Below are 19,408 nucleotides of genomic sequence, written 5' to 3' on the forward strand. Positions count from 1 at the left end.
AGACGCCATGACCTTACGTCATGACGCCTTCACTATACTTTCATCAAGATGACGGAAAGCGGGAGATTCCAGCTGCCTCATTGAGCGCATGTTCAACTATTTCACGTTCAGTCTGTGAAAGTGGTATGAGGGGCAGGCGGACTCCTCCTGTATCAATACCCTGTATATGAAGAGCTGTTTTTACCGGCGAAGGACTCGGCGCGATAAACATAGCCTGCATAAATGGTACAAGCCGTTGATGAAGCTTCGCCGCTTCTTCCACACGGCCGGATCTGTACAGTTGAATCATGTCCTGCATCTCGGAACCGATTACATGACTGGAAACCGAAACAATGCCATCCGCGCCTACAGCAACAGCAGGAAGCGTCAGGCTGTCATCACCAGAATACACTTTAAATTCCGGTGGTGTGTTGGCAATAACTGCAGTTATTTGGTCAAGATTGCCGCTCGCTTCCTTCACAGCAGTAATATTGGGAACCTCAGAAAGAGCTATTGTAGTTTCCGGAAGCATATTTACCATTGTTCGTCCCGGAACATTGTAAAGCATAACCGGGAGCGTCAGCTGATCAGCTATCGTTTTAAAATGTTCATAAAGGCCCTGCTGGGAAGGTTTATTATAGTAGGGAGCTACCAGCATAATGCCATCCACACCATCCCTCTGAGCCTGAAGGGACAGCTCTGCTGTTGCATGGGTATCATTCATGCCCGTGCCGGCTATAACTGGAATTCTGCCCCCACTGGCTTCAACAGACGCTTTATAGAGTGCTGCTTTTTCTTCCATGCTTAACGTGGCCGATTCTCCGGTCGTGCCACCGACAACTACGGCTTCAGTTCCACGGGAAATCAGTACATCCATGAGTTCTTTCAGCTTGGCATTATCCACCCTGCCTTCTTTATTAAAAGGGGTCACCATCGCTGTAACTACATTTCCTAAATTCATACTTCTTCCTCCTTTTAAGGGCACAATTCGTGCAAAAACGCATCATGCAGGGCATTTACAGCGTCCAGCATATGCTTCTCCTTCACGAGAACCCAGATCGTTGTATGGGAATCTGCTGACTGCATAATCGGTATATTTTTATCTTTCAACGCTTTTACAATCCGTGCGGCAATGCCCGGTACTCCGCTCATTCCTGCACCAACGGCTGCTATCTTCGCACATCGGTCAGTCCATGTTACGTGATAACCTTCTGATTGTAAAGAGTCTTCCGCCTTAATCCTTATATGGGAAGGTACGGTAAAAGTAATAAATTCAGGATGAATAGAAATAAAATCTACAGAAATATTCTCCTCCGCCATGCATTCAAATATACGGGCCGGATCATCCGGGTTATTAATTTTCAGCTGAACGACATCTTTTACATGTGTGACTGCTGTTACAGGCCTCTCTTCCAAATCTTTCCCCCGTATACTGGTAGTGCTGGAAGTAATCAATGTACCTCCCCCCTCCTCAGAGGCGGAGCGAATACGAATAGGAATGTCCGCCTGCATAGCTACTTCAACCGCACGTGGATGTATAACTTTTGCTCCCTGATAAGCCATATTGCTGACTTCTCCATATGTAATGACGCTCAGCGCCTTGGCATTTTTAACGACACGTGGATCTGCAGTCATAATCCCGTTTACATCAGTAAAAATATCGACATAGGAAGCTTCAAGGGCGGCTCCAAGCGCAGTAGCAGATGTATCTGATCCTCCGCGTCCCAGTGTTGCTGTGTGGCCTTTGGGAGTCTGTCCCTGAAATCCGGTTACAACTACTGCATCCATCTTTTCCAGCAATTCTTCCAGATGATCTGTTTTCATCTCACGGATGCGTGCGTCCCCAAATTTTTCCGTCAAACGGAATCCAGCTTCAGCACCTGTTACGGCCTCCGATTTAATTCCTTTTTTCTGTAGTATAGAAGAAAACACTACGGCGGAAATGGTTTCTCCACAGGCCATCAGCATATCCTGCTCTTTTGGTGAAACGTCCGGGGGGGTGCCCCCGGCCATTTCCAACAGAGAATCAGTAGCGTAAGGGTCTCCCGAGCGCCCCATAGCAGACACTACGACCACCACTTTATAACCTTCCCGGAGCGCCGAAGCTACATGCTCAGCACATCGGCCCCGGCGTTCTTCAGTCTGAAGGGAAGTCCCTCCAAATTTCTGCACAATGATCTTCATTCTCTGTCACCTTCGGCTTTCAGGTTATTTTAGCAGACCTGTATTCACGAGAGAAAAAGCAATCTGTACGGAATTCAGAGCTGCACCTTTTAATAGGTTATCGGATACAATCCATAAGTGGAAACCTTTTTTCTCGTCCAGATCCTGTCGGATTCTTCCTACGAATATATCGTCTTTTCCTTTGGAATCAGCTGCCAGAGGATATATCTGCTGGGAAGGATCGTCCTGAAGCGTAATTCCCGGAGCATCTTTCATCAATTCCTGCAGTCTGGATACGTCAAGGCCGTCTTTTTCGACTTCGATATAAACAGATTCCGAGTGGCCAGTTTCCACTGGGAGCCTGACACATGTAGCAGCAACGTTAATACTGCTGTCCTCCATGATTTTCTTTGTTTCGTTAATCATCTTCATCTCTTCAAAAGTAAATCCATTGTCTGTAAATACATCAATTTGTGGAACAGCATTAAAGGCTATCTGGTAATGTTTTTTGTCACCCGACACCGGAAGGACTTTTGGATCGATTTCTTCATTGTCCATAATCTGGCGCGACTGCTCATACATTTCATCGACAGCTTCGGATCCAGCACCCGATACCGCCTGATAAGTGGATACAATTAATTTTTTCAGGCCGAATTCCTTTCTGACAGGCTCCAGTGCCGCAACCATTTGAATTGTAGAACAATTCGGATTGGCAATAATACCTTTATGATTTTGAAGCGCATGTTCGTTAACTTCCGGTACCACGAGGGGAACTTCTTCATCCATTCTGAACGCACTGGTGTTATCCACTACGACCGCCCCCCGCTTAACTGCTTCCGGCGCCAGCGCTTTGGAGATGGATCCACCTGCGGAAAACAGAGCAAGCTGAATACCTTCAAAAGATTCAGGCTTCGCTTCTTCCACCGTAATTTCTTCTCCTTTGAATTTGATTTTTTTACCGGCCGACCGTTTGGAAGAAAGCAGTTTAAGGGATGCTATAGGAAAATCCAGACGCTCCAGTGTTTTCAGCATCTGTTCCCCTACAGCTCCGGTTGCTCCAAGTACTGCTACATTAAAAGTTTTCGTCATATCTAACGTACCCCTTCCGAATTTTAGTCTATAATCACACAGCATTAATTGTAACAATGGAAGCTCACAATTGCACTTCCGGTTAATCTTGATAAATCAGCATAGGAGGCTGTCATCACCGCTTTTCTAACTCGCCCGTAGTCTTTCTAAGGGAGACTGGCAGAATTCCGCTTGTACTTACGAGGGAAACTGCAGGTTCTTTGGATAAAAGATCCCGGCTCACTTCTTTTATTTTATCCATAGATACTGCTTCGATTTTTTCTACCACTTCATCGATGGAACGATGATCTTTCAGCAGTTCATTTTTCGCGTTTCTGCTCATATGACTGTTCGTGTTTTCCAGGCTCAGCAGCAGGCTTCCTTTCAGCTGCTCTTTTGCGTTCCGCAGCTCCTTATCGCTTATTCCATTACGGGAAATATCATAGATGGCAGCGGCTGTAATATCAAAAACTTCATCCAGATATTTTTCCTGAGTCCCTGCGTAGACGGTCAATATTCCCGTATCACGAAAAGCTTCGTGATAGGAGAAAATAGCATAGGCGAGTCCTTTGTTCTCACGGACTTCCTGAAAAAGACGGCTGCTCATGTTGCCTCCCAGAACGTTATTCATGAGCACGAGAGCATACATTTTTTCATCTCCCAGGGCATACCCTTCATATCCAAGACAAAAATGAGCCTGCTCTGTCTGTTTTTTGCGAACAATCTGTCCGCTTCTGAAAACCGGCTTTGGATGTTCCCTGAACGAACGGCCTTTTTCAAGGTTTCCGAAATAGGATTCGACTGTTTCAACAAATGATTCATCAATGTTGCCGGCTGCAGAAATAACAACCTGATCCGCCGCATAATGTTCTTTCATAAATTGATCCAGCTTTTCTTTCGTAAAACCTTTCAATGTTTCTTCTGTTCCAAGTATCGGTGAAGCAAGGGGGTCGCTTCCGTAGGCTGCTTCTGCAAGAAGTTCATGTACAAGATCATCAGGGGCATCTTCATACATGTAAATTTCCTCAAGAACTACTTGTTTTTCCTTGCGCATTTCCTCTTCTTTAAATTCAGAATTAAAGAACATGTCTGCAAGAATATCCAAAGCTGTTTCTGCATGAGTATCCAAAACTTTAGCGTAATAAGAAGTATATTCCTTGGAAGTCATAGCATTCACATATCCACCCACCGAATCAAAAGCTTCTGCTATTTCTTTCGCGCTGCGATTTTTTGTGCCTTTAAAAAACATATGCTCAATAAAGTGGGCCATTCCGTTTTCCTCAGCCTTTTCATACCGGGAACCTGTGTTAATCCATATACCCAGTGCGACTGAACGCACGGTGCTGTTAGGTTCCAGCACTACTCTTACTCCATTATCCAGTACAAAACGTTTCATTCCGATTCCTCCACTAAACTGCGGCTTATTCTGTCGGGCCGGTTTTAAAAATCCGCCAGAAGAATCTCTTCTGGCGGAAATATAAGTTTATTTATCGAGCATTACTTTTCTCGAAAGATTTACACGTCCCTGGTTATCAATTTCTGTAACTTTTACGAGAACTTCGTCTCCGATGGCTACAACGTCCTCTACTTTGTTTACTCTTTCATTGGCAAGCTGAGAGATATGAACAAGTCCGTCTTTTCCTTTGAAAAGCTCAACAAAAGCCCCGAATTTTTCGATCCTTTTTACTTTTCCCAGATAAGTCTGGCCGACTTCCACATCTCTCACCAGATCTTCGACGCGCTTTTTGGCCTGCTCATTTGCCTCGGCATCTGAAGAAGCGATATAAACAGTGCCATCCTGTTCAATATCAATTTTAACTCCAGTTTCGTCGATAATCTGGTTGATTGTTTTTCCGCTCGGTCCGATAACGTCACGGATTTTGTCCGGATTAATGGACATCATCATGATCTTAGGAGCATATTCACTCAGTTCTGAACGGGCTTCAGGAATGGCATCCAGCATGTTTTTAAGAATAGCAAGACGGCCTCTTTTAGACTGGGAAAGAGCTTCTTCAAGTACCTGCTTATCGATACCCTCAATCTTGATATCCATCTGCAGAGCAGTGACGCCATCTTTTGTACCGGCTACCTTAAAGTCCATATCACCAAGGGCGTCTTCCATTCCCTGAATATCGGTGAGTACGGCCACATCTTCTTCATGTTTAACGAGTCCCATTGCAATTCCAGCGACCGGAGCTTTAAGCGGAACTCCTGCTGCCATCATTGCAAGTGTGCTGGCACAAATACTCGCCTGAGAAGTAGAGCCGTTGGATTCAAGCACTTCTGATACAAGACGGATCGTATAAGGAAAATCTTTTTCCGAAGGAATCGATTTTTCGAGAGCACGTTCCCCGAGTGCTCCGTGACCGATTTCCCTTCGTCCAGGTCCTCTGATCGGTCCGGTTTCCCCAACACTGAAAAGAGGGAAGTTGTAATGATGCATAAATCTTTTTGATTCTTCAATTCCCAGTCCATCAAGTACCTGCATATCACCAAGAGGGCCGAGTGTACATACACTCAGTGCCTGAGTCTGACCGCGTGTGAACAGCCCTGACCCGTGGGTGCGCTGAAGTATATCAATTTCAGAGGCAAGAGGACGAATTTCATCAACTTTTCTTCCGTCAGGACGAAGACCTTCCTTCGTTATAAGCTTACGTACTGTTTCTTTCAGGAGCTTATTAAGAACTTCCTTTACTTCCTTCGAACGGTCTTCTGTATCCTCTTCTGGAGCGAAATGTTCCAGAGTATCGTCAAATACTTCCTGAATTGCCGTTTCGCGTGCCTGTTTTTCGATCACTGTAGCCGCTTCCGTCAGCCTGTTTCCTGTGAAGCTGCGAACTTCTTCTTCGAGAGCTTCATCAATTTTAACAAGCTGAACTTCCATTTTAGTTTTGCCGACTTCTTCAATAATTTTTTCCTGGAATTCCACGAGTCTTTTGATTTCTTCATGACCATAAAGGATAGCTTCAAGCATTACATCCTCAGGAACTTCCTCAGCTCCCGCTTCCACCATATTAATAGCATCCTTTGTACCGGCTACGATTAATTCAATATCGCTTTTTTCCATATCATCCGTACTCGGATTGATCATGAATTCTCCATCAATGCGTCCTACCGTAACACCGGCAATAGGACCATCAAAAGGAACGTCGGAAACACTCACTGCAAGTGACGAACCAAGCATTGCAGCCATCTCCGGAGAACAATTCTGGTCGTTACTCATTACCATGCTGATAACTTGAAGATCGTTTCGGAAACCGTCAGGAAAAAGAGGTCGTATCGGCCGGTCGATCAGACGGCTCGTTAAAACTGCATGATCACTCGGACGTCCTTCCCGCTTGATAAAACCGCCTGGTATTTTACCCGCGGCATAAAGACGTTCTTCGTAATTTACAGTCAGTGGAAAGAATGGAAGATCTTTCGGTTCCTTGGAGGCAGTAGCTGTGGATAAAACAGTGGTATCACCGTACCTCACCATCACTGCTCCGTTTGCCTGTTTTGCATATTTGCCAATTTCGACCGAAAGTTTACGGCCTGCCCATTCTGTAGAAAAAATCTTTGATTCAGTTGACATTTTTGTATTGCTCCTCTCTTCGTACATCTTCAGCCGGAAGGCTCCGGTTGGAATCGGCCCGCCTCTGCCGGCTACTCATATTCAGCATAGTTATGCCATATGTAAACGCGGAAAATAGCTGCGCTCTCTTCTGCCCACATCCTAATATATCATATCAAAAATGCCCCGGGAAGAAAAGCACAGCAGTATGTATATATGCATAAAAAAAAGCGGGAGTAAGCCTCCCGCTTCAGTACCTTATCGACGAAGACCCAGCTTGTCCACAAGTGTACGGTAGCGCGTTACGTCTTTTTTACGCAGATACGTAAGAAGGTTACGGCGCTGACCTACCATTTTCAAAAGACCACGTCGAGAGTGGTGATCTTTCTTGTGAGTACGCAGGTGCTCGTTTAATGTGTTGATCTGTTCTGTAAGGATAGCTACCTGAACCTCCGGGGATCCAGTGTCATTTTCGTGCGTTTTGAACTCACTGATGAGTTCATTTTTACGCTCTTGAGTAAGTGCCATCCATTTCACCTCCTAAAAATTTAAAAATAATCGCCAAGTGCCTAGCTGACGTTGGTGAATCGTCTTGCCAAGCATTGGTTCCGACTTCACCTAATATACATGAAATCTCTATTTTTTGCAACCGGTCAGATTATTTGTCCAGAAAATAGTTTCTCGCTGTTTCAGCATCCTTATTAATTTGATTAATGAGTTCTTCTACGGAATTGAACCGTTTTTCATCCCGTATATGTGCATGAAATTCAACTTGTATTTCCTTGCCGTAAATATCACTGTCAAAATCAAACAGGTGGACTTCCAATGTCTGTGAATGGCCATTTTCATGAAAAGTAGGTTTATATCCTAAATTTGCAACACCAGGAAAACGCTGCCCTTCGATCTCTGCTGCTACAGAATATACTCCAGGAGCTGGAAGCAGCAGTTTCGGCGGCGGCTCTACATTAGCTGTTGGAAATCCTATCGTCCGACCACGCTTTTCTCCGGTAATTACTTTTCCGGAAGCTTTATAGAACCTTCCTAAATACAGTGCCGCCTTTTCGACATCTCCCATTTTAAGTGCTTCTCTCACCGCAGTGGAACTTATTTTCACTTCATTTTCAGCGAATTTCGCTACTGTGGTGGCTTCCACCTGATTTCTCGAATGAAACCGAAACGCTTCCATACTGCCTTTCCCTTTGTGACCGTAAGAATAATCAAACCCTGCCACGACGTGCCTTATATTTAAATTAATAATAAACTCGTCGACGAACTCCTGAGGTGACAGAGAAGCAAAGTTCTCATCGAATTGTATGAGATAAAGTATCTTTACTCCCAGATCCTGCAGAAGCTGCTTCTTTTCTTCAAGAGTAGTCAGGTACTCTGCCGGTGTTCCACGCAGCACTTCTTTAGGATGCGGATAAAAAGTCATTACCGCCGGCGTTAAATTATCTTTTTCTGCAATCCTCACAGCAGTTTCGATCACGTCTCTGTGCCCCCGGTGTACTCCGTCGAAAAAACCCAGAGCAGCACAAGCCGCCGGGTAGTCACCAGAAACTGCAGGATAAGCCAATTTGATTGTTTCCACAAGCGACACCTCAATTATCAGTTCATTATACGTATCATTTTTTCAGGCTTCATTTTCCCAGCCCGCTTTTCATCTTTTTTATAAAGAGCGAGCAGCTCGTGCTTACGATTATACAGACCGAAGTAAGGTGCATCTGCAATTTTTTGTACGTCCGGAAGTGGAAGAATAGCTCCCTGAAGGACTTTTAGCTCATCTTCACGTGCTACTGTAATAGAAGGAATGTGTTTAACCGCCTCTTCAACTGTCAGTAACGCTTTTTCCGGATCATCCATCTTTTCCAGCTCTTCCAGTGTAACACAGGATTCTCCCCGAAAAGAACCGGAAGATGTCCTGATAAGAGAAGACATATGTGCTTCGTAGCCGAGTCGTGCCCCGATTTCCACTGCCAGCGTACGTATATAAGTACCTTTACTGCATTCCGCCCTGAAAGAGAAAGAAGCTGTGTCTTCCGTGTTTTTCACAGCAGTCAGACGCTCCAGCTTATAGATGGTCACTTCACGTTCGGGCCTTTCAATTTCGATACCTTCCCTTGCATACTCATACAGCTTTTTTCCTTTTATCTTAACTGCAGAATACATCGGCGGCACCTGTTTTATTCGACCGGTGAGCCGGAGGAGCACATCATCTGCTTCATTTTCTGATATGGCTTTCTGGATTGGAGTAGTTTTTATTACTTTTCCGCCGGCGTCTTCCGTATCTGTTGAAAAACCTATTGTTACTTCTCCCTCATATACCTTTTTATCAGCAGTTAAATATTCTACAAGTTTCGTCGCCCTTTCAAGGCAGATGGGCAGTACTCCTTCGACATCAGGATCCAGCGTCCCGGTATGCCCTGCCCTTTTTGTTCCGTAAATGGTCCTGATTCTTTTCACTGCATCAAAAGAAGTCATTCCTCTTGGTTTCCATAAGGGTACTATTCCTCCAGTTGTATCCATGAATTTCCCTCCATCAATCTGTCTGACCTATACTGTTTCTGATTGTTACACGCTGTTTGTTTACAAGGTTAACATATGTAATCTAATGTTACTCCTTTTATTTAAAGCTCTGTTAAAGCTCCGTGGGTTATTATTTAAGGTTGCCTGCGGCTCTTTACACCTGCCGCGGAGAAAGCATGCAGCTGTCCCTTCCGTCCGGGAGGATCTTCGCGCTTCCGCAGGCGTCTCGAAAAATCATCTTGGCGGCGGTTTTGTAGATTAAAGAGCAGCGTCTATGAAAACAGAACTTTACTTTTTTGTGAAAAACGAAGCGGAAAGCAGCCCGTGGAAGAAGGAGATTGGAGGATAGGGCGCAGCCTGCCCGAAAATCTCCTCCACGGCAGGCCGGGGTTGGTAGCGAAGTGTTTCTCCAACCCAACAGCGAACATAGATAGCTCTGTCTCCCCCAACGCTCGTATGTGGTCTGACTTTTTCTGAAATAGCTGGAGATCTTAACATTCACAGGCCTCTGCTTATATGAAAGGAAGATCATCAACGTCCACATAGAAAGCTGTCCTGAATTCAGGACAGCTCTGACCATAATCTATTCTTTTTCTTTCATTTCGCGGATTAATGTCTCAATACGGTTACCGCGTTCGATACTTTCATCAAATTCAAAAGAAATTTCCGGAGTTTTGCGCAGCTGAATCCGCTTCCCTGCTTCGGAACGGATGAACCCTTTAGCTTTTTCCAGACCGTCAAAAGTCTGCTTTCTTTCTTCTTCTTCTCCGTAAACCGTTATAAAAACTTTCGCCTGCTGAAGATCTCCTGTTACATCAACATCCGTAACGGTAATAAACCCGATACGTGGATCTTTAAGTTCCCGCTGAATAATCGCGGAAACTTCTTTTTTCAGCTGTTCTGCGACACGGTTTGCACGAACGTTACTCATATTAATCACTCCTGTATAGTCGCTTTACTAAAGCCACTCCCATTCTGTCAGGGAAACATCCAGAGCAGGAAAACCGTCGATAAAATCCAGCAGAGACTGGAGTTCTCTTTCCGCTGTACGACGGTCCCCGCTTACTGTTACTGCTACCCACTTTACGCGCTGCCAAACATTCTGATAAGCAATTTCTGAAAAAGAAACGTTAAACTTCCGCTTCACTTTATCAGCTACACTTTTGGTTACAGAACGCTTTTCCTTGAGAGAGCCGGCATTATAAATAACCGCCTCCAAAGTGAGCACTCCTATGGTCACCGCTTAATTTCTTCCATAATATAAGCTTCGATTGTGTCGCCTTCTTTCACATCGTTAAAGTTTTCCAGCGTAATCCCACACTCATAGTTTTTAGCCACTTCTTTTACGTCATCTTTAAAGCGTTTTAAATCTTTTAGCTTGCCTTCAAAAACGACTACTCCTTCACGAATAACACGTACGGAAGAATCGCGGGTGATTTTCCCATCAGTTACGTAGGAGCCGGCAATCGTACCGATACGTGACACTTTAAACAAGTGGCGTACTTCAGCCTGCCCGATTACTTTTTCTTCGTAAACTGGATCAAGCATCCCTTTCATCGCAGCTTCTACTTCTTCGATTGCATCATAGATAACGCGGTGAAGACGTACATCAACCTTTTCTGCTTCAGCCGTACGTTTAGCATTCACGTCCGGTCGCACATTGAAGCCGATAACGATTGCATTGGAGGCTGCGGCAAGAATGATATCGGATTCTGCAATAGCCCCGACACCTGTGTGGATGATGTTTACTTTCACACCCTCTACTTCAATTTTTTCGAGAGAACCTTTCATTGCTTCAGCGGATCCCTGCACATCTGCTTTAACTATGATATTGATATCTTTAATTTCTCCCTGCTGAATCTGATCAAAAAGATCATCAAGGCTGACTTTGGAGCTTTCCTTTCTCGTCGCTTCTTTATGCTTCACAGCACGGGCTTCCCCAATTTGACGGGCTTTCTTCTCGTCTTTAAATACTTTGAACTGATCCCCTGCCTGCGGAACACTATTGAGACCCGTAATTTCCACCGGCGTGGAAGGTCCCGCACTTTTCACACGGCGGCCTAAATCATTCACCATCGCACGCACTTTACCAAAAGCATTTCCGACAACGATAGGATCACCCACGTTTAATGTTCCTGCCTGGACGAGCAGTGTAGCAACCGGTCCTCGTCCACGGTCCAGTTCGGCTTCTACAACCGTTCCGAAAGCCTCTTTATTTGGATTGGCCTTCAGTTCTTCAACTTCAGAAACAAGCAGAATCATTTCCAGCAGTTCATCTATCCCTTCACCCTGGATAGCCGATACATTAACAAAGATTGTTTCTCCGCCCCAGGCTTCAGCGACTAATCCGTGTTCGGTAAGCTCCTGCATCACCCGATCCGGATTGGACCCTTCTTTGTCAATTTTATTAACCGCTACAATAATCGGAACTTCTGCAGCTTTGGCATGATTAATAGCTTCCACAGTCTGTGGCATAACACCGTCATCTGCTGCAACTACCAGAATAGTAATGTCGGTTACCTGAGCACCGCGTGCACGCATTGTTGTAAATGCTGCGTGTCCGGGAGTATCCAGGAAAGTGATTTTCTTTTCGTTTTCTTCCACTTGATAGGCTCCGATATGCTGGGTAATACCGCCAGCTTCACCGGCAGTTACTTTCGTATGCCGAATGCCGTCGAGAAGAGTTGTTTTACCGTGGTCTACGTGACCCATAATTGTAACAACCGGAGAACGCTCTACAAGATCTGCCGGATCGTCCTCTTCCATAATATTCTCAAATTCGGATTCGTCTATGATAATTTCTTCTTCAACTTCTACCCCGAATTCCTCACCGAGAAGCTCTACCGTGTCTTTGTCAAGCTCCTGGTTAATTGTCGCCATAACTCCGAGTCCCATTAATTTTTTAATGATTTCGGACGGTTCTTTGTTAAGCTTGTCAGCGAAAGCGCCGACCGTAATAGGAAGCTCATATTTTACATATTCCGGTGTCGCCGCTTTAGGTTTCTGCGGTTTTGGCCCGCCTCCGCCTTTACGGCCCCGCTTATTATTTTGAGGCCCTTTGTTCTGCGGTCCTTTGTTCTGCGGTCCTTTGCTCTGGGGTCCTTTGCGGGCACCCTTATTAGCTGAAGTATTGTTATTTGAACTTTTTTCTTTGACAGAAGCGTTATCACTAGAACGTTTAGGATTGGAGGAAACTTTTTTATCCGCCGTGTCCCCGGTTTTACCTTCGAGCTTGTTGATCGTATCTTCGGTAATAACGCTCATGTGGTTGTTAACCTCAATACCCATTTTAGCGAGTTTGTCTATCACTTCTTTGCTTGTAACGTTTTTTTCTTTGGCGTACTCATAAATCCGCTTTTTCATAAACGTACCTCCTATAGTTCCTGTTAATAAACGACTCTGTGTGCTGACTCAGACCCGTTTCTTTTCGTTTTTTTGATATGCATCCGCAAATCCGGTGTCTGTTACCGCTATAACTACACGACGCTCTTTTCCAACAGCAGCACCAAGATCATCACGGCTCCCCAGCCGGTAAAGAGGGATATTATAATAACGGCATTTGTCGCTTATTTTTTTTTCGGTATTCGCTGATGCGTCTTCCGCTAATACTACCAGTTTGGCTTTGTTGGACTGCACAGCCTTAACGACGAGTTCTTCACCGGTTATCAGGGCTCCGGCCCGCTGCATAAGCCCGAGCAGAGAATATTGTTTTTTATCCATTATTTCAACTGACTCCGAAGATGATACCTGCGCAGTTCATTATAAAGCTCAGCAGGAACTTCCGTTTTCAAATGTCGGCTTAAAATTCCTTTTTTCTCAGCCTCGTCAATAACAGCCTGATCATTGGATATATAAGCTCCCCTTCCGGATTTTTTGGAAGTCGGATCAAGAAAGACTTCTCCTTCCGGTGAGCGTACGATTCGCAGCAGCTCTTTTTTTGGCTTCATTTCCTGAGTAACGATGCATTTACGGAACGGGGTCTTTTTATTCTGCATACATACCCCTCCTTTTACTTTTCTTCTTCCTCATTCAGCCAGTCGGCAACGTCGTTGGGAGAAGCTGAATACGCTTCATATTCCCCGGAAATACTTTCCGTTTCTTCTCCCTCCGCAAGCAGACCCAGTTCTTCCGCTTCCGATTCACTCTTGATGTCGATCTTCCATCCCGTCAGTTTTGCTGCCAGACGGGCGTTTTGTCCTTTTTTCCCGATAGCGAGGGAAAGCTGATAATCAGGTACGATAACCTGTGTCATCTTTTCTTCTTCATCTACCGTTACTTTCACTACTTTGGAAGGACTGAGTGCGTTGGCTACATATACTTTAGGGTCTTCCGACCAGCGTACTATGTCAATTTTTTCTCCTTTGAGCTCATCGACAATCGTCTGTACTCTCTGTCCTCTTGGACCTACACAGGAGCCCACAGGATCAATCTCTTCATCTTCCGCATGAACCGCAATTTTAGATCGTTCTCCTGCTTCTCTTGAAACAGATTTAACTTCAACCGTTCCATCATAAATTTCCGGAACTTCAAGTTCGAATAGTCTTTTCAGCAGGCCGGGATGGGTGCGGGAAATCATGATTTGAGGCCCTTTAGTTGTTTTTTCCACCTTAGTGATAAATGCTTTTATACGATCATTGTGTTTGTATGACTCTGTAGGCATTTGTTCAGACAGCGGCATGAGGGCTTCGACTTTTCCAAGATCAACATAAATAAAACGATGATCCTGACGCTGGACTATCCCTGTCATAATATCTTCTTCCCTGTCAATGAAATCGGAATAAATAATTCCTCTTTCCGCTTCCCTGACACGCTGAGTAACTACCTGTTTAGCGGTCTGCGCTGCAATACGCCCGAAATCACGGGGAGTTACTTCAATTTCAACGATATCTCCAACTTCATAAAGCGGATTAATTTCATGAGCCTCAGCCAGAGAAATTTCAAGACGGGCGTCAAACACTTCCTCTACTACTTCTTTACGTGCGAAGACTCGAATTGTTCCAACTTCCCGGTCGATCTGCACCCTGACGTTCTGTGCGGAATTAAAGTTTCTTTTATAACCTGTAATAAGCGCCTGTTCTATAGCTTCGAGAATAATTTCTTTATCAATACCCTTGTCTTTTTCTATAGTCGCAAGTGCTTCCATAAATTCACTGTTCATGGAGCTGATGTCCCCCTTTCAAAATTAAAACGCTACGGCGAGTCTTGCTTTTGCTACTTGGCTGTAAGGAATTTCATATACCACTACCCGGGTTTTTACTTTCACTTCCATTTTAAGAACATCGTCCTCAAAAGAAGCAAGTGTACCTTCGAATGCTTTTTCTCCTTCTACCGGTGCATAGGTAGTAACATAAATATTACTCCCTACTGCTTTTTCAACGTCTTTTTTCTTTTTCAAAGGACGTTCTGCCCCCGGTGATGAGACTTCCAGGTAGTAGGCCTGCTCAATTGGATCCTTCTTATCCAGCATCTCGCTGAGCTGCTCACTGACTTTTGTACAGTCATCAAGGTCAACCCCGTTATCAGAATCAATAAATACTCGAAGGAACCAGTTTTTCCCTTCTTTTTCAAACTCTATATCCACGAGTTCAAGGTTTTCTTCTTCCAAAATTGGAAGTACGAGCTTCTCCACAGATTCATATATTTGATTGGACATCACTTCTTCCCTCCTTGATCCAGACGGTTAACTGGAAAATTTATTACAAATATTGGATTTTTTCGCAAAAGAAAGAGTGGGTTTCCCCACTCTTCCCTACGCTCGTATCGCTCTGTCTAAATACAATATACCATATTGACCTGCCTGATGCAAACAGACTAGAACAAGGAGAGCTGGTTGGAGTCGGGAAGCTCATCGAGACAGCCGTGCTCGTCCAGTTTCTCAAGAACGCTTTTCGTGATTTTACTTCTTTCCCTTAAATTTTCCTTAGATAGGAATTCTCCGTCTTTCCGCGCTTTCTCTACAGCGAGAGCAGCATTTGTACCAACACCGGTAATAGCATTGAACGGTGGGATAAGGGTGTCCCCCTCCACCAGAAATTCTGTCGCCTTCGAGCGGTACAGATCCACCTTCTGGAATGAAAAGCCTCTCTCGCACATTTCCAGCGAAAGCTCCAGTACTGTAACGAGACTTTTTTCCTTCGGGGAAGCGTCCAGCCCCTTTGCATGAATTTCCTCGATTTTCTTTCGGATTGTTGCTGATCCCCGGATCATTGTATCAAGGTCAAAATCGTCTGCTCTTACCGTGAAGTACGCCGCGTAAAACATCATTGGTTCATGAACTTTGTAGTATGCGATGCGGACAGCCATTAAAACATACGCTGCGGCATGGGCTTTAGGAAACATGTACTTGATCTTTAAACAGGAGCCTATATACCAGTCCGGTACTCCATGCTTTTTCATTTCTTCGATCCATTCTTCCTCCAGCCCGCGGCCTTTTCTCACAAATTCCATTATCTTAAAGGCTAAAGGATGATCCAGTCCTTTGTACATTAAATATACCATGATATCATCACGGCAGCCTATAACATCTTTCAGCTCACATGTTCCCGCAGCGATCAGATCTGCTGCATTATTGAGCCATACGTCGGCCCCATGGGAAAGTCCGGAAATCTGCACGAGCTCACTGAAAGTGGACGGTTTTGTTTCTTCAAGCATCTGCCTTACAAACCGTGTGCCAAATTCCGGAATACCGTAGGTTCCTGTTTTGCACATGATCTGTTCTTCTGTTACCCCGAGAGACTCTGTGCCACTGAAAAGTTTAAATACTTCCGGGTCATCCACAGGAATCGTCTTCGGATCCCTGCCGCTCAAATCCTGAAGCATCCGTATTACTGTAGGATCATCATGACCGAGTATATCCAGCTTGAGCAGGTTATCGTGTATGGAATGAAAATCGAAGTGAGTCGTTCTCCATTCTGATTCCCGGTCATCTGCCGGAAATTGGATAGGAGAAAAATCGTAGATGTCCAAATGATCAGGAACAACAATAATGCCTCCCGGATGCTGGCCGGTTGTTCGTTTGACTCCTGTACATCCTTGTACGAGCCGGTCTATTTCTGCTCCTCTGAGCTGCATTTCTTCGTCATTTTCATATCCCCGCACGAATCCGTAGGCTGTTTTTTCCGCCACAGTACCAATCGTTCCTGCGCGGTACACGTAGTCTTCTCCGAACAGTTCCTTCGTATAGTTATGGGCCACCGGCTGATAAGCTCCGGAAAAGTTTAAATCGATATCCGGCACTTTATCCCCTTTAAATCCAAGGAAGGTTTCAAAAGGAATATCATGCCCATCCTTTGCGTAGAGCTCTCCGCATTTTTCACAGTTTTTGTCCGGCAGGTCAAATCCGGATCCGACACTCCCGTCATTGAAAAAGTAGGAGTGTTTACAGTTTGGACAGACATAATGCGGCGGAAGAGGATTAACTTCTGTTATTTCAGTCATTGTAGCCACGAAACTCGAGCCGACGGATCCTCTGGAACCAACAAGGTAGCCGTCATCGAGTGATTTTTTAACAAGTTTCTGGGAAATCAGGTAGATTACCGAAAACCCATTGGAAATAATACTCGTCAATTCTTTTTCCAGCCGGTCAATAACGAGCTGAGGGAGCTCCTCCCCGTAGATAGATTTGGCCATATCGTAGCAAAGCTGACGCATTTCTTCATCAGCACCCTCAATATGAGGTGTGTAAAGATCATCCGGAATCGGTTTAATATCGTCAATACTGTCCGCAATCTCCCTCGTCGCAGTAACTACAATCTCTTCTGCTTTTTCTTCAGGCAGAAAACTGAATTCATTCAGCATTTCATCGGTTGACCTGAAATGGACCTGCGGGAGCCTCTGGCGATTCAAAGGGTTGGCTCCCCCCTGGGAAGCGATAAGTATTTTTCGATAAACGTAATCTTCAGGATCCAGATAATGGACGTTGCCTGTAGCTGCCACCGGTTTTCCTGTTTCTTCTCCTAGTTTAACAAGCTGCTTCAATATATCCTTTAAAGCAAGTTCGTCACGCACAATTTCTTTCTCTATAAGGTGTGCATAATTTCCCGGAGGCTGAATTTCAATAAAGTCATAAAAGGCTGCGGCTTCCTTTGTTTCTTCGAGCCCCTTCTGCATCAGCCCTTCAAATATTTCCCCCCGGTCACACCCGGACCCTACAATCAGTCCTTCTCTGTTTTTAACAAGTACTGATCTCGGTATTCGTGGAACTCTGTAAAAATAATTAATGTGGGACATCGAGATGAGACGGTAAAGATTTTTTAATCCTTCTTTCGTTTTTGCATAAATCGTACAGTGGACAGGACGCTGCTTCTTATAGTCTTCAGCTGATCCCTGCTCGTTCAGTTGTTCGTGCACTGTTATATTTTTTTCCAGTGCATCCTTTACCATTTTCCAGAGCAGGTGCCCCGTCGCCTCTGCATCGTATATAGCCCGGTGGTGAGAAACGAGTTCTATGTTGAACTTCTTACACAGTGTGTTCAGCCGGTAGTTTTTAAAGTGGGGATAAAGCATCCTTGCCATTTCAAGCGTGTCTATTACCGGATTTTTAACTTTACTGTAATTGATTTTTTCATAGCCTGCATTTAAAAAGCCGATGTCAAAACTTGCATTGTGGGCTACAAGAATATCATTTCCACACCACTCATAAAATTGTTTAAGTACTTCTCCTGGATCAGGCTGTCCTTCGACCATGTCATCAGTGATACCTGTCAATTCTATAATTGTCGGACTCAGTTTTTCTTTAGGATCCGCGAAAGATTCAAATTTATCAATTACTTCCCCGTTTTTAATTTTCACCGCTGCCAGTTCTATAATAGTATTATAAACGGCAGACAGTCCTGTAGTTTCCACATCAAACACAATATATGTTTCATCTTTAAGTTCACGTCGTGAAGCATTGTAAGCGATAGGTACTCCATCATCCACAAGATTGGCTTCCAGCCCGTAAAGAATTTTCACCCCATGCTTCTGGCCGGCAGCATACGCTTCGGGAAAGGATTGTGCCACTGCATGATCTGTCAGACCGATGGCAGGGTGCCCCCATTTTCCAGCCTGTTTTACGTAATCACTAATAGAAGTAACCGCGTCCATCTGGCTCATTGTTGAGTGCACATGAAGCTCTACACGCTTGCTTTCCTCTTTTGCTTCATCTGTTCTGACGTACGGCTTAATTTCGTGAAAGTCCCTTGCCATCATTGTCAGATCACGGATGAAGGTGTCGTACTGAACGGACCCTCTCGCTTTAATCCACATTCCTTCTTTCACAGCTTCCATCACAGGCACGTCTTCCTTATCATTGGAAAACATTTTTATAAGCAGGGAATCAGTATAATCCGTTATTTTAAACGTTAAAAGCATTCTGCCGCTCTTCAATTCTTTTGTTTCGGCATGAAAAACGTACCCCTGCACGGTAATCCGTTTTTCTTCTTCGATAATCTGCTCCATCGCAACCGGATCATCTTTAATCGCCATGCCGACAGAAACTTTCTGCTCGTCCTGCAGCTCTTTTGCTTTAGACTCCTGTTTTTTCTTTTCGAGCATCGCTTCGACGACTTTATTATGATCCTCTTCCTGCTTCTGCTCTTCAAATCTTTTAATTTCTTCCTTTGCCTCTCTTACTTCCGTAGCAATAATAAAGTCCGGAAAACCCGCTCCGGCAAGAAGCTGCTTAAGTGGAGCTTTGACTCTCCGCTCAAGTATTTCCGCTTCTGTTTCATTCATTACTGCGAGATACATCCGATTGTTATCGATTCTTGGAACCTGTGCTTCAAGACGCTGAATGAGACCGTTTGTTGAACTTCTTAAACGCTCAATAAAATACGGCCAATAGCTTTCTATCAATTCTTCAGCCTGAAAATTTTCTTCGTAACGCAGAAATAATGAAACTTCCGCAATATGGCTTAAACCTTGTACTATACGGGTCTGGAGAAGTTCAAATGCTGGAAAGGGAAGCGGCTTCGGCATAGCAATAAAAAAGTTCCACTTATGATCTTTTTGATGAATTTCCAGTTTTTCTATATAGGCGCCTTCCGCATATTTTTTCATGAAATCATCCGGCATCTGCACCTGCTCCATCAGCAGCCTGAACCGCTCCTGTCGGTTTTGAAGTTCTATCGACATCTTCTGCTG

16 protein-coding genes are annotated in these 19,408 nt (G+C 44.6%); all 16 read right to left on the bottom strand.

The features are described from left to right. Positions 1 to 43: 43 nt before the first annotated feature. Positions 44 to 940, bottom strand: coding sequence for a 4-hydroxy-tetrahydrodipicolinate synthase (gene dapA / locus C6Y45_RS04640; RefSeq protein WP_107583866.1), 897 nt, complete (start codon positions 938 to 940; stop codon positions 44 to 46). Positions 941 to 954: 14 nt separating this feature from the next. Further along, positions 955 to 2,163, bottom strand: a complete 1,209-nt coding sequence (gene dapG, locus C6Y45_RS04645; RefSeq protein ID WP_107583867.1) for an aspartate kinase — start codon at positions 2,161 to 2,163, stop codon at positions 955 to 957. A gap of 24 nt (positions 2,164 to 2,187) precedes the next feature. Beyond that, positions 2,188 to 3,231 (bottom strand): aspartate-semialdehyde dehydrogenase, encoded by a 1,044-nt coding sequence (gene asd, locus C6Y45_RS04650; protein WP_107583868.1) that lies wholly within the window; start codon positions 3,229 to 3,231, stop codon positions 2,188 to 2,190. A gap of 115 nt (positions 3,232 to 3,346) precedes the next feature. Further along, a complete protein-coding gene (locus C6Y45_RS04655) occupies positions 3,347 to 4,606 on the bottom strand; it encodes a M16 family metallopeptidase (protein WP_107583869.1) in 1,260 nt (419 codons plus the stop codon). 87 nt (positions 4,607 to 4,693) lie between these two features. Next, entirely contained in the window at positions 4,694 to 6,784 is a 2,091-nt protein-coding gene (pnp, locus tag C6Y45_RS04660) for a polyribonucleotide nucleotidyltransferase (RefSeq protein ID WP_107583870.1), read from the bottom strand. Between the two features lie 237 nt (positions 6,785 to 7,021). Next, positions 7,022 to 7,291, bottom strand: coding sequence for a 30S ribosomal protein S15 (gene rpsO, locus C6Y45_RS04665; protein WP_107583871.1), 270 nt, complete (start codon positions 7,289 to 7,291; stop codon positions 7,022 to 7,024). Positions 7,292 to 7,421: 130 nt separating this feature from the next. Next, positions 7,422 to 8,351 carry a bifunctional riboflavin kinase/FAD synthetase gene (locus tag C6Y45_RS04670; protein WP_107583872.1) on the bottom strand — a complete coding sequence of 310 codons (930 nt, stop codon included), beginning with the start codon at positions 8,349 to 8,351 and terminating at the stop codon, positions 7,422 to 7,424. A 17-nt stretch (positions 8,352 to 8,368) separates the two neighbouring features. Further along, positions 8,369 to 9,286 carry a tRNA pseudouridine(55) synthase TruB gene (gene truB / locus C6Y45_RS04675; protein WP_107583873.1) on the bottom strand — a complete coding sequence of 306 codons (918 nt, stop codon included), beginning with the start codon at positions 9,284 to 9,286 and terminating at the stop codon, positions 8,369 to 8,371. Positions 9,287 to 9,869: 583 nt separating this feature from the next. Next, on the bottom strand, positions 9,870 to 10,217 hold the full coding sequence (gene rbfA / locus C6Y45_RS04680; RefSeq protein ID WP_107583874.1) for a 30S ribosome-binding factor RbfA: 348 nt from the start codon (positions 10,215 to 10,217) through the stop codon (positions 9,870 to 9,872). Positions 10,218 to 10,244: 27 nt separating this feature from the next. Then, positions 10,245 to 10,526 (bottom strand): DUF503 domain-containing protein, encoded by a 282-nt coding sequence (locus tag C6Y45_RS04685; protein ID WP_107583875.1) that lies wholly within the window; start codon positions 10,524 to 10,526, stop codon positions 10,245 to 10,247. Beyond that, positions 10,523 to 12,649: a translation initiation factor IF-2 gene (gene infB, locus C6Y45_RS04690; RefSeq protein WP_107583876.1), complete on the bottom strand. Its 2,127-nt coding sequence runs from the start codon at positions 12,647 to 12,649 to the stop codon at positions 10,523 to 10,525. Before infB ends, C6Y45_RS04685 begins: the two co-directional genes overlap by 4 nt. Before the next feature lie 48 nt (positions 12,650 to 12,697). Then, positions 12,698 to 13,009: a YlxQ family RNA-binding protein gene (locus C6Y45_RS04695; protein WP_425427850.1), complete on the bottom strand. Its 312-nt coding sequence runs from the start codon at positions 13,007 to 13,009 to the stop codon at positions 12,698 to 12,700. After that, positions 13,006 to 13,281, bottom strand: a complete 276-nt coding sequence (gene rnpM / locus C6Y45_RS04700) for an RNase P modulator RnpM (RefSeq protein ID WP_107583878.1) — start codon at positions 13,279 to 13,281, stop codon at positions 13,006 to 13,008. Before rnpM ends, C6Y45_RS04695 begins: the two co-directional genes overlap by 4 nt. 14 nt (positions 13,282 to 13,295) lie before the next feature. Beyond that, positions 13,296 to 14,444 carry a transcription termination factor NusA gene (gene nusA / locus C6Y45_RS04705; protein ID WP_107583879.1) on the bottom strand — a complete coding sequence of 383 codons (1,149 nt, stop codon included), beginning with the start codon at positions 14,442 to 14,444 and terminating at the stop codon, positions 13,296 to 13,298. Positions 14,445 to 14,468: 24 nt separating this feature from the next. Beyond that, positions 14,469 to 14,939: a ribosome maturation factor RimP gene (rimP, locus tag C6Y45_RS04710; protein WP_107583880.1), complete on the bottom strand. Its 471-nt coding sequence runs from the start codon at positions 14,937 to 14,939 to the stop codon at positions 14,469 to 14,471. A gap of 158 nt (positions 14,940 to 15,097) precedes the next feature. Then, entirely contained in the window at positions 15,098 to 19,399 is a 4,302-nt protein-coding gene (locus C6Y45_RS04715) for a PolC-type DNA polymerase III (protein ID WP_107583881.1), read from the bottom strand. Between the last annotated feature and the right edge of the window lie 9 nt (positions 19,400 to 19,408).

Source organism: Alkalicoccus saliphilus (assembly GCF_003044065.1).
Lineage (GTDB): Bacteria > Bacillota > Bacilli > Bacillales > Salisediminibacteriaceae > Alkalicoccus > Alkalicoccus saliphilus.

What these genes read in the sequence shown, in the direction of transcription:
- dapA (WP_107583866.1), bottom strand. Translation starts at nt 940, where the DNA reads ATGAATTTAGGAAATGTAGTTACAGCGATGGTGACCCCTTTTAATAAA.
- dapG (WP_107583867.1), bottom strand. Translation starts at nt 2,163, where the DNA reads ATGAAGATCATTGTGCAGAAATTTGGAGGGACTTCCCTTCAGACTGAA.
- asd (WP_107583868.1), bottom strand. Translation starts at nt 3,231, where the DNA reads ATGACGAAAACTTTTAATGTAGCAGTACTTGGAGCAACCGGAGCTGTA.
- C6Y45_RS04655 (WP_107583869.1), bottom strand. Translation starts at nt 4,606, where the DNA reads ATGAAACGTTTTGTACTGGATAATGGAGTAAGAGTAGTGCTGGAACCT.
- pnp (WP_107583870.1), bottom strand. Translation starts at nt 6,784, where the DNA reads ATGTCAACTGAATCAAAGATTTTTTCTACAGAATGGGCAGGCCGTAAA.
- rpsO (WP_107583871.1), bottom strand. Translation starts at nt 7,291, where the DNA reads ATGGCACTTACTCAAGAGCGTAAAAATGAACTCATCAGTGAGTTCAAA.
- truB (WP_107583873.1), bottom strand. Translation starts at nt 9,286, where the DNA reads ATGGATACAACTGGAGGAATAGTACCCTTATGGAAACCAAGAGGAATG.
- rbfA (WP_107583874.1), bottom strand. Translation starts at nt 10,217, where the DNA reads ATGAGTAACGTTCGTGCAAACCGTGTCGCAGAACAGCTGAAAAAAGAA.
- infB (WP_107583876.1), bottom strand. Translation starts at nt 12,649, where the DNA reads ATGAAAAAGCGGATTTATGAGTACGCCAAAGAAAAAAACGTTACAAGC.
- rnpM (WP_107583878.1), bottom strand. Translation starts at nt 13,281, where the DNA reads ATGCAGAATAAAAAGACCCCGTTCCGTAAATGCATCGTTACTCAGGAA.
- nusA (WP_107583879.1), bottom strand. Translation starts at nt 14,444, where the DNA reads ATGAACAGTGAATTTATGGAAGCACTTGCGACTATAGAAAAAGACAAG.
- rimP (WP_107583880.1), bottom strand. Translation starts at nt 14,939, where the DNA reads ATGTCCAATCAAATATATGAATCTGTGGAGAAGCTCGTACTTCCAATT.
- C6Y45_RS04715 (WP_107583881.1), bottom strand. Translation starts at nt 19,399, where the DNA reads ATGTCGATAGAACTTCAAAACCGACAGGAGCGGTTCAGGCTGCTGATG.